The organism is Flavobacterium paronense (genome assembly GCF_030409795.1).
Lineage (GTDB): Bacteria > Bacteroidota > Bacteroidia > Flavobacteriales > Flavobacteriaceae > Flavobacterium > Flavobacterium paronense.
Map to the genome: position 1 here is coordinate 2,810,589 of NZ_JAUFQN010000019.1, position 15,142 is coordinate 2,825,730.

The following is a 15,142-nucleotide window of genomic DNA, read 5'->3' on the forward strand; positions in this document are numbered from 1 at the left end:
AATTACAAAATGTATAAAAAATCACTTCTTATAGGATTGCTGTTTTTATGTTTTGCTTTTGCAGATGCACAGAAAAAAATCAACTTTGACGAAGGCTGGAAATTCCATTTTGGAAATTCAGCCAATCCTGAAAAAGATTTTGATTACGGGAATAAGTTATTATTCCACAAATCAAATGTATTTGAAACAACGATTGTTAGTCCAAAATTTGTTGATTCCACCTGGACAAAGGTTGATGTCCCTCACGATTGGGTTGTAGCACTTCCTTTTATAAAATCAGCAACACATGAAATGGATAGTCATGGCTACAAACCTGTTGGCGGATTGTATCCTGAAACTAGCATTGGTTGGTACCGAAAGCATTTTTCAATAGATAAAAAAGACGAAGGGAAACGTTTCGAAATTCAGTTTGATGGCGTTTATAGAAATGCTGCAGTTTGGGTAAATGGTTTTTATGTTGGCACCAATTTCAGTGGTTATGTTGGCAAATCATATGACATCACCGATTACATGAATTTTGAAAGCGAAAATGTAATCGTTGTTAGGGTTGATGCAACGCAAAGCGAAGGTTGGTTTTATGAAGGCGCCGGAATTTATCGTCACGTTTGGTTAAACATTCTCAATAATGTTCATATTCCCGAAGATGGTGTCTTTGTTCATTCAACAGTCAACGGAAAAAATGCTCCCGTAACCATTGAAACCGAAGTCGAAAATAAAAATTTATCTGCTGCAAAAGGAACAATTTACTCCTACCTAACTGATAGAACTGGAAAACAAATTGCCAAAACTTCGGAACAAAATTTTACACTTTCAATCAACGAAAAAACTACTGTCAAGCAAAAAATTGCTTTAAATAATGCTATTTTATGGTCGTTAGAAAATCCGTATTTGTACAAAGTTGTTTCTGTTATAAAGCAAAACAATCAGATTGTCGATAAAAAGAAAGTCAATTTCGGAATCAAAACGGTGCGATTTGATGCCAATGAAGGTTTCTTTTTAAACGGAAAACATATCAAAATTCAAGGCACAAACAACCATCAAGATCACGCCGGTCTTGGAAGTGCATTGCCCAATTTTATGCAATATTACCGCATAAAATTATTAAAAGAAATGGGTTCTAATGCCTACAGAACGAGTCATAATGCTCCAACTCCGGAACTTTTAGAAGCTTGTGACAGTTTGGGGATGTTGGTTTTAGATGAACAACGTTTACTAAACAGCAGTTCAGAATATACCAATCAATTTCAACGACTACTTCGTCGCGACCGAAATCATCCTTCCGTATTTTTATGGTCAATTGGCAACGAAGAACAAAACATTCAAGGGAATGAATACGGCAAACGAATTGCACAATCGTTATTGGCTATTCAAAAAGAATTAGATCCTTCGCGAACCAGTACCTATGCTGCCGATATGGGAAATGATTATAAAGGTGTAAACGAAGTGATTCCAATTCGCGGATTCAATTACCGTCAATTTGCTGTCGCCGATTATCATCGCGATCATCCAAATCAACCATTGCTTGGAACCGAAATGGGAAGCACGGTAACTACAAGAGGTATTTATGAGAAAGACAGCATTCGGGCTTACGTTCCCGACCAAGATATAACCGCTCCATGGTGGGCAAGTAAAGCGGAAGATTGGTGGAAATTAGCCGCCGAAAACAAATATTGGTTAGGCGGTTTTGTGTGGACAGGTTTTGATTATCGTGGTGAACCAACGCCTTATAAATGGCCAAATATCAATTCGCATTTCGGAATTTTAGATGTTTGCGGTTTCCCAAAAAACATTTATTACTACTATAAAAGTTGGTGGACAAACGAAGATATTCTTCACATTTCACCACATTGGAACTGGCCGGACAAAATTGGAAAACCTATCGATGTTTGGGTAAATACCAATGCCGATGATGTGGAATTGTTTCTAAATGGAAAAAGTCTAGGTAAAAAAGTAATGCCTCGAAACTCTCATCTGCAATGGCAAGTCGATTATCAACCTGGAACTTTGGAAGCCGTCGCGTATAAAAAAGGTAAAAAACTAACCGCTAAAGTAGCAACCACAGGACAAGCTGTAAAAGTTGTGCTCACGCCAGACCGAACAAGTATCTCGGCTGACGGAAAAGACGGAACAGTAATCAATGTTTCTTTCGTTGACGCAAACGGTAGAGAAGTTCCCAATGTGAACAACATGATAAACTTTACTATTTCCGGCAATGCCAAAATCATTGGTGTGGGCAATGGTGACCCAAGTTCACATGAAGCAGACAAATGTGCGGATGGTCTATGGCAAAGAAGCGCTTTTAACGGAAAATGCCAAGTGATTATTCAAGCAGGGAAAACATCGGGGAATATAAAATTAGAGGCAAAAGCTAACGGATTAATTTCTGATACAACTACAATAATTACTGTGAAATAATGAAGAAAAAATTAATTCTACATACTTCGGAGCATTTCGAAAAGTTGTTTCATACGCAACCGCAATATATTTTTCTTTCTCCTGGTAGAATCAATATCATTGGCGAGCATGTAGATTACAATGACGGTTTTGTAATGCCAGCAGCTATAAACAAATACATTTGTTTTGCGATTTCAAAAAATGAAAACAGCGAGTGCGCTCTTATTGCCAAAGACTTAAACGAAGCCTACAAATTTGACTTAAAAGACGAACTGAAACCAGTCGACAAAATGTGGGTGAATTATATTTTGGGGGTGCTGAGTCAGTTAAAAGATACTTATGGATTGCCACAAGGTTTCAATATTGTTTTCAGCAGTACAATTCCAATGGGCGCTGGGCTTTCATCATCTGCTGCCTTAGAATGTGGAATCGGCTATGCTATGAATACTTTGTTTGATTTAGGCTTAACCAAAGAAAAAATCGCACTCGTCGGACAAAAATCGGAACATACTTTTGTGGGTGTGAATTGTGGAATTATGGACCAGTTTGCTTCTGTCTTTGGAAAAAAGAACAGCGTTATCAAACTAGATTGCAATACATTGGAATATGAATATTACAAAGCCAATTTTAAAAATTATTCGTTACTTTTATTGGACAGTAATGTAAAACACACGCATTTGACTTCGGGTTATAATGTTCGCAGGCAAGAGGTCGAACAAGGTTTAGAGATTATTAAGCGACATTTCCCTGAAGTAAAAACATTCCGTGATTGTAGTGAAAAATTGGTTTTAGAACTGAAAGAAAATTTAGGAGATATAATTTACAAACGCTGTCATTTTGTAGTAAAAGAAATTCAACGTGTTCGTGATGCTGCAATCGCTTTATCCCAATCAGATTTTAAAAAACTAGGACAATTAATGTCGGAAACCCACGAAGGTTTATCCAAAGAATACGAAGTGAGTTGTGATGAAATTGACTTTTTAGTCGATGCCGTACAACAGGATAAAACCGTTTTAGGTTCCCGAATGATGGGCGGCGGTTTTGGCGGATGCTCTATCAATTTAGTTGAAAAAGGAACAGAAGAAGCACTTATTAAAAACATTTCTGAGCGCTACACAACTGCTTTTGGTATCGAATTAAAAGCGTACAAAGTAAAAATTTCTAAAGGCACAACTCAACATAAAAAATAACATTCTTTAAACCATTAAGAGATTAAGTTTGCTTTGCCAGTTCGCAATGCTCGTGTCATTAAGACTTAATTGCCTCAATCTCTTAATGGTTTAAAAATTTGAAATTAATTTTTTAACAATGCAACAATTCAATAATAACGAACATCCGCACCGCCGCTACAATCCTTTGCTTGACGAATGGATATTGGTTTCACCGCATCGCAATAAACGTCCGTGGCAAGGGCAAAATGAAAAAGTACACGAAGACAATCGCCCGGAACACGACGAAACTTGCTACTTATGTGCCGGAAATACTCGTGCCAATGGCGTAAAAAATCCTGATTATACCGATTGTTATGTGTTCGAAAATGACTTTTCAGCTTTACTAAAAGAAGAAGTAAATTATGAAAATAAAAACAATGCATTATTTCAATTAAAACCAGAAAGAGGCATCAACAAAGTCGTATGTTTTTCTCCAAAACACAATCTCACTTTACCAGAAATGGAAGTTTTCGATATTGAAAAAGTAGTGCAAACCTGGGCCGAACAATACATCGAATTGGGAAGTCATGATTATATCAATTACGTTCAGATTTTTGAAAACAAAGGCAGCGTAATGGGTTGTAGTAATCCGCATCCACACGGACAAATTTGGGCACAGTCCTCTTTGCCGACTCAAGTCGAAAAAACACAAAAAAGTCTTCGTGCTTATTTCGAAAAAAACAACACGAGCTTATTAAAAGACTATTTAGAAGCCGAATTAAAAAAGGAAGAACGCATTGTTTTAGAAAATAATCATTTTGCTGTTGTTGTTCCGTTTTGGGCAACTTGGCCTTATGAAACGATGATTATTAGTAAAAGACATTTTGGTAATATCATCGCCATGAACCATGAAGAAACCAAAGCTTTTGCGCAAGTTATTAAAGGAATCACGGTAAAATATGATAACCTTTTTGAAACTTCTTTTCCTTATTCAGCCGGAATTCATCAAGCACCAACTGACAGAGTTTCGCATCCAGAATGGCATTTTCATATGCATTTTTATCCGCCATTATTGCGAAGCGCTACTGTGAAGAAATTTATGGTTGGCTATGAAATGCTGGGCGAAGCACAACGCGATATTTCTCCCGAGCAAAGTGCCAAGATTTTAAGAGACTTACCAAACCAACATTATAAAACTAAAACCAACTAATATGCAAACCTTAGCCACCCAAGATTATATTGTTTTCTTCCTGTATTTCGTCATTATTGTAGGATATGGCTTTTGGATTTACAACCGAAAAAAGAAAGCGCAAACGAACAGTAACGATTATTTCCTAGCCGAAGGTTCGCTGACTTGGTGGGCCATTGGCGCTTCATTAATTGCAAGTAATATTAGTGCTGAGCAGTTTATCGGGATGAGCGGCAGCGGTTTCAAAATGGGATTGGCTATTGCCACTTATGAATGGATGGCAGCAGCAACGCTTATAATTGTTGCCGTTTTCTTCATGCCTGTTTATCTGAAGAATAAAATCTTTACGATGCCACAATATCTAAATAAGCGTTATAACAGCAATGTGGCGATGATAATGGCGGTGTTTTGGTTGTTGCTTTATGTATTGGTAAATCTGACTTCAATTTTGTATTTGGGTGCTTTGGCAATTAGTAGTATTTCCGGTTTGAATATTACTTTTTGTATGATGTTCTTGGCCTTTTTTGCTGTAATGATTACACTTGGCGGAATGAAAGTTATTGGTTATACCGATGTGATTCAGGTTTTCTTTTTGATTTTAGGCGGATTGGTAACTACGTATTTGGCTTTGAATTTGGTGGCAACCGAATTTGGATCAACTGGAGTTATCAATGGATTTAACCTAATGACGACGCATGCCAATGACCATTTTCATATGATTTTTGAGAAATCGAATCCAAATTATATGGACTTACCGGGACTTTCTGTGTTGATCGGTGGTATGTTGATTATCAATTTGAATTATTGGGGTTGTAACCAATACATCACGCAAAGAGCTTTAGGAGCGGATTTAAAAACAGCGCGTGGCGGAATTCTATTCGCAGCTTTCTTAAAGTTATTGATGCCGGTAATTGTAGTTTTACCCGGAATCGCAGCGTTTGTTTTATATCAAAACGGACATTTTCAAACGGAGATGCTGCAGAACGGAACCGTCAATCCCGATAGAGCCTATCCGATTTTATTAAATTTATTACCTGTTGGATTAAAAGGTTTGTCATTTGCAGCTTTGACTGCGGCGATAGTAGCGTCTTTGGCAGGGAAAGCGAATAGTATAGCTACCATTTTCACTTTAGACATTTATAAAACCAAACTTAATGTCGAAGCAGATGAAAAGAAATTGGTTAAAATTGGGAAAACAACTATTATAACAGCCATGATAATTGCAGTAATAGTTGCGCCGTTTTTAGGTATTGACAAAAAAGGTGGCTTTCAATATATTCAGGAATATACCGGATTTGTGAGTCCGGGGGTTTTTGCGATGTTTATTTTAGGTTTCTTCTGGGAAAAAACAACTTCCAATGCTGCTTTATTTGCAACGATTGGTGGATTCTTATTTTCAATTATTTTCAAATTCATGCCGGCCTTTATAGATTTATCATTCCTAAACCCGATGGGATTTGCCGTGCCAAATGCAGATGGGATTTATGAAATTCCGTTTATTGACCGTATGGGATTTGTATTCCTAATTTGCGTGATTGGTATGTATTTCATCAGTATTTATGAAAACAAAAATGGTGTTCAGCCAAATGGATTAGAAGTAGATAAAACGATGTTCAAGATGTCGCCTAGTTTCACGGTGGGGATGCTAATTATTACAGCCGTTTTAGCCGCATTGTATACTGTTTTCTGGTAGGATAAAAAGATTATTTTGAAATACATCACAACAATTGAAAAAAGACCTTCGTTCCAGAAGGTCTTCCAACAAAATTAAACAAACTAAACAAGCCTACTTTAATTCATAACTTCAGTAGTAATGAAGTTATGCTTCATCTTTAGTTGTTTTTACTAAACTAATTCCTGAGATAAAAAAAACCACCCCTAAAATTCCGAAAATAATCAACGATTTTATATCACGTTCACTACCTGATGTAGCCGAAAAAACAACCGCAGTATAAATCAATCCGCTAATACCCAAAAGGGTTAAAATGGCACCAAATATTCTTTTTAAATTCATAATTTTTAATTTTTAAATCATGTGGAAACAGAATTACAAAGATGATAATACAAGTATCAACTATATTACACATTTGTGAAAAAAAGTTGCAGAATTCATAGCGTTGTAAAACAATTTACTTGTAAAAAAACAAACGATATTCTTATTTATTTTCCTATGTTTGAAATAGCAAACAATGTCTACATAAAAATGAAGTTAAAAATCTCTATTTTAAAGTTTATAGTACTTGTAATAATTCCGATAAAAAGTTATAGTCAAATCGCCATTACAAACATTAATGAAATTGCTAAAATAAAAGCAGGGACTACTTTTTTTGCTATGAAAGATCCAACATCTCCAAAAGCATTAGCCTATGTTGATGCCATCAAAAAAAACTGGACACTTTCAAAAGTGGAATGCATAAAGTATACTGATGTAGAAAAGAACATTGCAATTAACAATAGCTTTGTTACCATTGGTGCCAATATGACCAGTTCCAACAGCACAATGGAGAATACCGATACTAAAATTTACCTTGAACTATGGACAACTAACGGAAATTTTACTTACGACCCAAAAAAGAGAAAACACTTCAATCAAGCCGATAAAATATCACTCGCGACTATAGAACTTTTTGCTGATTTTACGGCACAAAACTACCCAAGCAGTCTTTATAAAATGGATTATGATGCTAATGGTCATCTAGAAAACTGGAGCGCGGGCATCCTTGGTAATTATATCCAACAACTGATGGTATTACTCAATAAAGCTGAACCACGCGAAACTAAAACAACATTTTTCAACAAGGAAGACATCAAAAAACTAACATCAGAAACACTATATGTTCCCGATTATGTAATGATTAAGTTTTCGAAAAATGCAGATGATGAAAGCAAAATATTTGAAACCAAAGAAATCTTTGAAGGTTACAATCTGAAATACAAGCTTCTTCCTTTGTTGGAACTTAACGATAAAATCCTAAATAATCCGACACCAATCTACTACTTGCTATTCATCAAAAACGTTAATGAAAAGTTCATAACTGTCACCAATTCTAAAACCGGAGAAATTGTCTACTCTGAGTATTCGAGTTCGCCATCCAACTTTAAACCGAGCGACATGAAAGACATACAGAAAGCTATCCAGAAAAAATAAAACAACTATTCTTCAACTAACATTGCCGCCAATCGTTCATCTCTTTGGTAAATGTCTTTATAAAAATTGATGTTGCCATCATCATCAACCCAAGCAGTAAAATATCCAATATAAACGGGGATTTTATTTTTAAGTGTGTACCAAGATTCTTTCCTCTTATTCATAGCCTCATCTATTTTCTCTGGCGTCCAATTAGGATCTCCTTCCAAAATTAAATTGGCTAATTCTTTAGGTTTTTCTACTCGGATACAACCGTGACTAAAGGCCCTTTTCTCTTCATTAAACAACCACTTTGATGGAGTGTCGTGCAAATAAATATTATTATTGTTAGGAAATAGAAACTTTACCAAACCTAAAGAATTGTCATCACCCGGTCTCTGTCTTACATTCCCCTTATGCCATTCCATATTATGTTTCGACAAATACCTTTTGTTTTTTTTAATTGCAGGAAGTATTTCTTTTATTAAGATGCTCTTAGGTACATTCCAATAAGGGCTGAACACAATGTAACTCATCATGCCGCTAAAGATTACCGTCTTATTTAAAGCCGTTCCAACCACTACATTAGACTCCAATGCAACCTTACCTTCTTTAAAATAGGTTAACTTATAGGAAGGAATATTAACTACAATAAATTCTTTGGCTTTGCTAATATCTGTAGAAATCCATCGGCAACGTTCCATATTCACAATAATGCTTTTGATTCGATTGCTAATTGGCACATTCATTTCGTTTATATGCTTTGGCAAAATAGTTTTATCTAAAGTAAACCCATTTCGTTTCTTGTATTTCAAAACCGCTTGTTGGAGTGCATTGCCATAAACTCTCTTACCAGAATCAACATCAATGTCTCCTGTTAAAAACAATCTAGTTCTGATTTTAGCCACAACATCAGAACTGTCGCCCGGTTTTATTGCCACAAAATCGGAAGGAACAGCAATCGAATCCCAACCGCCTTTTTGTTCAATATCACGATATCTTTTTAGTACTGTTTTGAGCTTGTAGTATTGCTCAATATGCTGTTCCTTTTTGTCAATAAATTTTGGATTAACCAACAAAGAATCTAAATAGGTTACATAGGATTGCTTTTCTCGAGGTAAATACCATTCAAGCTCATTGGATTTTGTGTCGTCAATTCCCTGTAACACCTTATTTGTATAATAGAAATAATAGTTAGATAAAAACAGCTCTACTTCAATATCCGGTTTTGCAGAAGTTTTTTGAAACAAGGGATCAAGTGTTTCTTTATAAGGCACTTTGCTAATTACTCCGTCTTCAAAAAGATTATTTATTTTATTAAAAATGACCTCTGCTGTTTCTTTTCTGCCTTCCTTATCATACCAAATAAAATCATAGTTGCTTTTTTGGTATAACGAAATCACTTGTTTTTTATACAAAATCAATTTAGGATATTTAGCATAAAAAGTTTCCACTAATGTACTATCAAAAGACAATGAAAAGGTTTCCCTCTTCTTTTTGACAGCAGCAATTTCTTTACTATCCTTGTTAACACAATTCCAACTGGTCAGAGAAATACTCACCACAAAAAGTATCAGTAAAAGTCCGTAAACCCAAGTGTTTTTCATTAACCCTTTATTTAATTCATAAAAATACAAAAAACTAATCGCATACTATAACATTCATAAATACTATATTTACTTTACAGTTTCGAAATGCAATGATAAACTAAACTAACAAAGCAATCCTTATGAAAAAAATACTTCTTTTTATACTATTCCCATTTTTGGTTACCAATGTTTATGCACAAGATACCCTCAAGGCACAAATCAACATAACACTTGACTCATGGCATAAAGCTGCTGCTGAAGCTAATTATAAAAACTACTTCGATGCCTTTGAAGATGATGCGGTCTTTATTGGAACTGATGCAACAGAGAATTGGAATAAATCGGCTTTTCAGGCGTATGCCAAACCTTATTTTGACAAAGGAAAAGCATGGAGTTTTACCGCTTTGGAGAGACATATCTACTTTAGTGCAGACAAAAAAACAGCTTGGTTTGACGAATTACTTGATACTCAAATGAAAATCTGTAGAGGTTCCGGAGTGCTTGTCTTTATTAAAAATCAATGGAAAATAAAACAGTATGTCTTATCAATGACAATTCCAAATGACAACTCAGATGAAGTTATAAAAACAAAAGCACCTATAGAAGATGCTTTGATCACTGTTTTGAAAGGCAGAAAATAATTTATTATAAATGTTCTAACATCTCTTTAGTCATAGAAGCTAAATCAAATTTGTGTTTCCAATTCCAATCTTTTCTTGCCATACTATCATCTATAGATGCTGGCCAACTATCTGCAATCTTTTGACGGAAATCAGGTTTGTATGAAATGGTAAATTCTGGAATATGTTTTTTAATTTCGGCGGCAATTTCAGCTGGTGTAAAACTTATCCCAGACAAATTATAGGAAGATCGTATTTTAATTAATTCACTTGGTGCTTGCATAATTTCAATCGTTGCTCGAATCGCGTCATCCATATACATCATTGGCAAAGCGGTTTGTTCAGAAAGGAAGCATTCATACTTACCTTCTTTCAATGCTTTGTGATAAATATCAACCGCGTAATCAGTGGTTCCGCCACCGGGTTCGGTCGACCAGCTAATAAGCCCAGGATAACGAATACTTCGTACATCAACGCCATAAATATGATGGTAATATTCACACCATCTTTCCCCTGTTTGCTTACTAATTCCGTAAACAGTCGTGGGTTCCATTATGGTATATTGTGGTGTGTTGTCTTTTGGTGTTGTTGGTCCAAAAACGGCAATACTCGATGGCCAGAATATTTTTTTAATCTTTTTTGCTTTCGCCAGATTCAAAACGTGAAACAACGAATTCATATTCAAATCCCAAGCAAAGGCAGGGTTTTTTTCTGCCGTTGCCGAAAGCAAAGCTGCCATTAAATAAACATCTGTAATTTGATATTGCTCAATTAAATGCTCAATTTGGTTGTAATCTAAAGCATTGACAACCTCAAAAATACCTTTGTTAACAATATCGTTATTGAGTTTTCTAATATCCGAAGCAATAACATTATCGTTGCCATAAAGGCTTCTTAGCTTATGCGTAAGCTCGGTTCCTATTTGTCCGCATGCGCCAATGATTAGAATTTTTGTACTCATGTAGTGTTGCCTTTTAATATCACAAATATACCGTTTTTAAGAAACCTAACTTCTGTAAAAAGACAGCTTTCTTTTTAATAAAATTATAATCCCTTTAACTACTTCATACTAAAGTTTCCTTTTACCTTTGTACCTTTGTGACTTTAACGCCTATTCATGAAATTATTTTTTTCAACTTTGTTATTGGTATTCCTTTGTTCTTGCCAAGAAGATCCAAAAGCTCGTGCCTTAGAACAAGAAAAAGAGACACAAAAAAGAGAAGTTATATTTACCAATATCAACAAAGGTTGGAATTTTAACTCACAACCTACGAATGAAACTTCCAAAGAATTAACAACTTATTGGTCGGAGTGGCGCGTATTTCTTAACGAGTTAGGGCAAAAACCTAAAAGTAGTATTGGCGCTTTTCAGCAAAAAGCCAAAACACTTTCTAAAAGAGCACTGGAGTTGAATATTAATATCCCTTTTCAATATAATTTACCTGAAGTAAAAAGTAGAATTGCCGTTGTCACAACAAAAATCAATGCTATAAATCTATACATTCATTTAAATCAAATTCCCGATAAAAAAATAGTGCAATTAGTGCAGGAAGTCAATACCGAAGTAGCTTCATTACAAGCACAATTCAACGAAATCAAGGCAAAAAGCGAAATCAAAATCGAAGATGGCGAAGGCGATATGATACGAATGTTAGATACAACGAGAGCTATTCCGACCAATCCTGTTCCAAAAATCATAAAATAAGTTTTGAGTTTAGCTTCATTATACAACAGTTATCTTCATTCGACAAAAGTCAAACAAATAACGGATACACTTGAAAATCCTTTAACCAAAATACAGTTAAACGGACTTTTAGGTTCTTCGTTCTCGTTCGTATTTCAGGCTATTTTCAAACAAAGCGACAAACCTTTTCTCTTAATTTTTAACGAAAAAGAAGAAGCTGCCTATTATTTAAACGATTTAGAACAGATGGTTGGTGCCAATGACGTGCTGTTTTATCCAAGTTCGTATCGTCGTCCCTATCAAATTGAAGAGACCGATAATGCTAATGTTTTATTGCGTTCTGAAGTTTTAAACCGAATTAATTCGCGCAAAAAACCAGCTGTAATTGTTACGTATCCCGAAGCGCTTTTTGAAAAAGTAGTTACCCGAAAAGAACTCGAAAAAAATACCTTAAAAATTGCTGTTGGCGAAACCGTTACCATTGATTTTATCAACGAAGTTTTGTTTGAATACGATTTCAAGCGTGTTGATTTTATTACCGAACCCGGTGAATTTTCGGTTCGTGGTGGAATTCTGGATGTGTTTTCTTTTTCGAATGACAATCCGTATCGAATAGAGTTTTTTGGAAATGAAGTGGAAAGCATACGAACCTTTGATGTAGGAACGCAGCTTTCATTAGAAAAACAAACCAAGATTACCATTATTCCCAATCTGGAGAATAAATTCGTTCAGGAAAATCGCGAAAGTTTCTTAGATTATATAAGTGACAAAACGGTTTTATGTATCGAAAACACGGAGTTTCTGACTTCGCAATTAGACAAACTTTTCGGCAAAGCCATTGAAACTTTTGATAAACTTTCAAAAGATGTCAAACACGCTGCTCCAGAACATTTGTTTCTAAATCAGGAAACATTTTTGCGCAAAGCTTTGGATTTTTCCATCATCGAATTATATACTAAACCGTTATTCAAAATCGCAAAATCTTTTGAATTTCACATACAACCTCAACCTTCTTTCAACAAGCAATTTGATTTGTTATTGAATAATTTGAGCGACAATCATTTTAATGGTTATACTAACTATTTGTTTTGTTCAAATGAAGGACAAGCCAATCGTTTTCATGATATTTTTGAAAGTATCGATGAAGAAAATCATGAGAATGTCCGCAAGCAATATCATACTATTGTTTCGTCTTTGTATCAAGGTTTCATTGATGAAGAAAATCAAATTACCTGCTACACCGACCATCAGATTTTTGAGCGCTATCATAAATTCAATATCAAGAATGGTTATTCTAAAAAGCAGACGCTTACACTAAAAGAACTGAATTCGTTGTCGGTTGGCGATTATGTAACACACATCGATCACGGAATTGGAAGGTTTGGTGGATTGCAAAAAATACAAGTCGAAGGCAAAACGCAGGAAGCAATAAAGTTGGCTTACGCCGATAACGACATCGTGTATGTGAGCATTCATTCGCTCCACAAAATTTCGAAATATACCGGAAAAGACGGAACGCCGCCAAAGATTTACAAACTGGGATCAAATGCCTGGAAAACTTTAAAGCAAAAGACCAAAGCGCGTGTCAAACACATTGCGTTTAACCTGATTCAGCTTTATGCGAAACGCCGTTTAGAAAAAGGTTTTGCCTGCGCACCCGATAGCTATCTGCAAAAAGAATTGGAAAGTTCCTTTATTTACGAAGATACACCCGACCAAATTACAGCCACGCAAGACGTCAAAGCCGATATGGAAAAAGACCGCCCGATGGACCGATTGGTTTGTGGTGATGTAGGTTTCGGGAAAACGGAAGTCGCTATTCGTGCCGCTTTTAAAGCGGTTGATAACAGCAAACAAGTTGCGATTTTAGTTCCAACCACAATTTTGGCGTACCAACATTACCGGACATTTACAGAAAGATTAAAAGACATGCCGGTCAATATTGGCTATTTAAATCGTTTCAGAACAGCCAAACAAAAAGCAAAAACCATAGAAGATTTAGCTTCGGGAAAATTAGATATTCTGATTGGAACGCATCAATTAGTTAGCAAAAATGTAGTCTTCAAAGATTTAGGTTTATTGATTGTGGATGAGGAACAAAAGTTTGGTGTAAACGTAAAAGACAAACTAAAAACCATTGCGGCCAATGTTGACACACTGACTTTAACTGCAACGCCAATTCCGAGAACCTTACAGTTTTCATTAATGGCAGCACGTGATTTATCCGTAATTACTACGGCTCCGCCAAACAGATATCCAATTGAATCAAAGGTTGTTGGTTTTAGCGAAGAATTAATTCGCGATGCGATTTCATATGAAATTCAACGTAACGGACAGGTTTTCTTCATCAATAACCGAATCGAAAACATCAAGGAAATTGCCGGAATGATTCAGCGATTGGTTCCCGATGCCAGAGTCGGAATTGGTCACGGACAAATGGAAGGCAACAAGCTTGAGGAATTAATGCTCGGTTTTATGAATGGCGAATTCGATGTTTTGGTTGCCACAACTATTATCGAAAGTGGCTTAGATGTGCCCAATGCGAACACGATTTTCATCAACAACGCCAATAATTTTGGACTGTCTGATTTGCATCAAATGCGTGGTCGTGTGGGTCGAAGCAATAAGAAAGCATTCTGTTATTTTATTTGTCCACCGTATTCGGTGATGACTGACGATGCCCGGAAACGTATTCAGGCTTTGGAGCAATTCAGTGAATTAGGAAGCGGTTTCAACATTGCAATGAAAGATTTGGAAATTCGTGGCGCCGGAGATTTATTGGGTGGGGAACAAAGCGGTTTCATCAATGAAATAGGGTTTGAAACCTATCAAAAAATCATGAACGAAGCCATTGAAGAGTTGAAAGAAAACGAATTCAAGGAACTTTACGAATCAGAAAATGATGTTGACACCAAAGAATATGTAAAAGAATTACAAATTGATACTGATTTCGAATTGTTGTTTCCCGATGAATATATCAACAACATTACGGAGCGTTTGAATTTATACAACGAACTCGGAAACATCAAAGACGAAGCTGGTTTATTGGCTTACGAAACAAAACTAATTGACCGATTTGGAGCATTGCCAAAAGAGGCAAAAGCACTTTTGAACAGCATCCGAATAAAATGGATTGCAACCCAGATGGGAATTGAAAAAATCATCATGAAGCAAGGCAAATTGATTGGTTATTTTGTGGGTGACCAACAATCGGCTTATTATAATTCGAAACAATTTCGACATATGTTACAGTTTGTACAACAACATGGCAACATCTGTAAAATGAAAGAGAAAGAAACCAAAAACGGTCTGCGATTACTCATCACTTTTGAAAATGTAAAAACCATAAACAGAGCTTTAGAGTTTATGGAATTGATGAAAAAATAAG

Annotated in this window: 11 protein-coding genes; 8 read left to right on the forward strand and 3 right to left on the reverse strand. The window is 35.7% G+C overall.

The window, feature by feature from the left end:
• Positions 1-9 precede the first annotated feature (9 nt).
• The 4 genes from galA (at position 10) to QWY90_RS13450 (ending at position 6,427) form a co-directional block, all read left to right on the forward strand.
• Entirely contained in the window at positions 10-2,415 is a 2,406-nt protein-coding gene (gene galA, locus QWY90_RS13435; RefSeq protein WP_290286492.1) for a beta-galactosidase GalA, read from the forward strand.
• Positions 2,415-3,584 carry a galactokinase gene (gene galK / locus QWY90_RS13440; RefSeq protein WP_290286493.1) on the forward strand — a complete coding sequence of 390 codons (1,170 nt, stop codon included), beginning with the start codon at positions 2,415-2,417 and terminating at the stop codon, positions 3,582-3,584. Before galA ends, galK begins: the two co-directional genes overlap by 1 nt.
• A gap of 118 nt (positions 3,585-3,702) precedes the next feature.
• Positions 3,703-4,755: a UDP-glucose--hexose-1-phosphate uridylyltransferase gene (locus QWY90_RS13445; protein ID WP_290286494.1), complete on the forward strand. Its 1,053-nt coding sequence runs from the start codon at positions 3,703-3,705 to the stop codon at positions 4,753-4,755.
• 1 nt (position 4,756) lies between these two features.
• A complete protein-coding gene (locus QWY90_RS13450; RefSeq protein ID WP_290286495.1) occupies positions 4,757-6,427 on the forward strand; it encodes a sodium/sugar symporter in 1,671 nt (556 codons plus the stop codon).
• 126 nt (positions 6,428-6,553) lie between these two features.
• Here QWY90_RS13450 and QWY90_RS13455 read toward each other — a convergent pair whose 3' ends face one another.
• Entirely contained in the window at positions 6,554-6,748 is a 195-nt protein-coding gene (locus QWY90_RS13455) for a hypothetical protein (protein ID WP_290286496.1), read from the reverse strand.
• Between the two features lie 189 nt (positions 6,749-6,937).
• Here QWY90_RS13455 and QWY90_RS13460 point away from each other — a divergent pair, with 189 nt between their 5' ends.
• Entirely contained in the window at positions 6,938-7,882 is a 945-nt protein-coding gene (locus QWY90_RS13460) for a hypothetical protein (RefSeq protein WP_290286497.1), read from the forward strand.
• 5 nt (positions 7,883-7,887) lie between these two features.
• Here QWY90_RS13460 and QWY90_RS13465 read toward each other — a convergent pair whose 3' ends face one another.
• Positions 7,888-9,468, reverse strand: coding sequence for a L,D-transpeptidase family protein (locus QWY90_RS13465; protein WP_290286498.1), 1,581 nt, complete (start codon positions 9,466-9,468; stop codon positions 7,888-7,890).
• Positions 9,469-9,590: 122 nt separating this feature from the next.
• On the opposite strand from QWY90_RS13465, the gene QWY90_RS13470 reads away from it, so the two are divergent.
• Positions 9,591-10,091 (forward strand): nuclear transport factor 2 family protein, encoded by a 501-nt coding sequence (locus QWY90_RS13470; RefSeq protein ID WP_290286499.1) that lies wholly within the window; start codon positions 9,591-9,593, stop codon positions 10,089-10,091.
• Positions 10,092-10,095: 4 nt separating this feature from the next.
• Here the strand turns inward: QWY90_RS13470 and QWY90_RS13475 are convergent, their stop codons facing one another.
• Complete coding sequence (locus QWY90_RS13475; RefSeq protein WP_290286500.1) at positions 10,096-11,031, reverse strand: L-threonine 3-dehydrogenase; 936 nt, start codon at positions 11,029-11,031, stop codon at positions 10,096-10,098.
• 156 nt (positions 11,032-11,187) lie between these two features.
• On the opposite strand from QWY90_RS13475, the gene QWY90_RS13480 reads away from it, so the two are divergent.
• Both QWY90_RS13480 and mfd read left to right on the forward strand, forming a co-directional pair.
• The gene (locus tag QWY90_RS13480) at positions 11,188-11,775 is read left to right on the forward strand and encodes a hypothetical protein (RefSeq protein ID WP_290286501.1); all 588 of its coding nucleotides are present in this window, start codon (positions 11,188-11,190) and stop codon (positions 11,773-11,775) included.
• A gap of 3 nt (positions 11,776-11,778) precedes the next feature.
• Positions 11,779-15,141 carry a transcription-repair coupling factor gene (gene mfd / locus QWY90_RS13485; protein ID WP_290286503.1) on the forward strand — a complete coding sequence of 1,121 codons (3,363 nt, stop codon included), beginning with the start codon at positions 11,779-11,781 and terminating at the stop codon, positions 15,139-15,141.
• Position 15,142 lies beyond the last annotated feature (1 nt).

Coding starts and splice junctions, on each gene's coding strand:
- galA (WP_290286492.1), top strand. CDS start 10: ATGTATAAAAAATCACTTCTTATAGGATTGCTGTTTTTATGTTTTGCT.
- QWY90_RS13475 (WP_290286500.1), bottom strand. CDS start 11,031: ATGAGTACAAAAATTCTAATCATTGGCGCATGCGGACAAATAGGAACC.
- QWY90_RS13450 (WP_290286495.1), top strand. CDS start 4,757: ATGCAAACCTTAGCCACCCAAGATTATATTGTTTTCTTCCTGTATTTC.
- QWY90_RS13470 (WP_290286499.1), top strand. CDS start 9,591: ATGAAAAAAATACTTCTTTTTATACTATTCCCATTTTTGGTTACCAAT.
- QWY90_RS13465 (WP_290286498.1), bottom strand. CDS start 9,468: ATGAAAAACACTTGGGTTTACGGACTTTTACTGATACTTTTTGTGGTG.
- QWY90_RS13455 (WP_290286496.1), bottom strand. CDS start 6,748: ATGAATTTAAAAAGAATATTTGGTGCCATTTTAACCCTTTTGGGTATT.
- QWY90_RS13445 (WP_290286494.1), top strand. CDS start 3,703: ATGCAACAATTCAATAATAACGAACATCCGCACCGCCGCTACAATCCT.
- QWY90_RS13480 (WP_290286501.1), top strand. CDS start 11,188: ATGAAATTATTTTTTTCAACTTTGTTATTGGTATTCCTTTGTTCTTGC.
- QWY90_RS13460 (WP_290286497.1), top strand. CDS start 6,938: ATGAAGTTAAAAATCTCTATTTTAAAGTTTATAGTACTTGTAATAATT.
- galK (WP_290286493.1), top strand. CDS start 2,415: ATGAAGAAAAAATTAATTCTACATACTTCGGAGCATTTCGAAAAGTTG.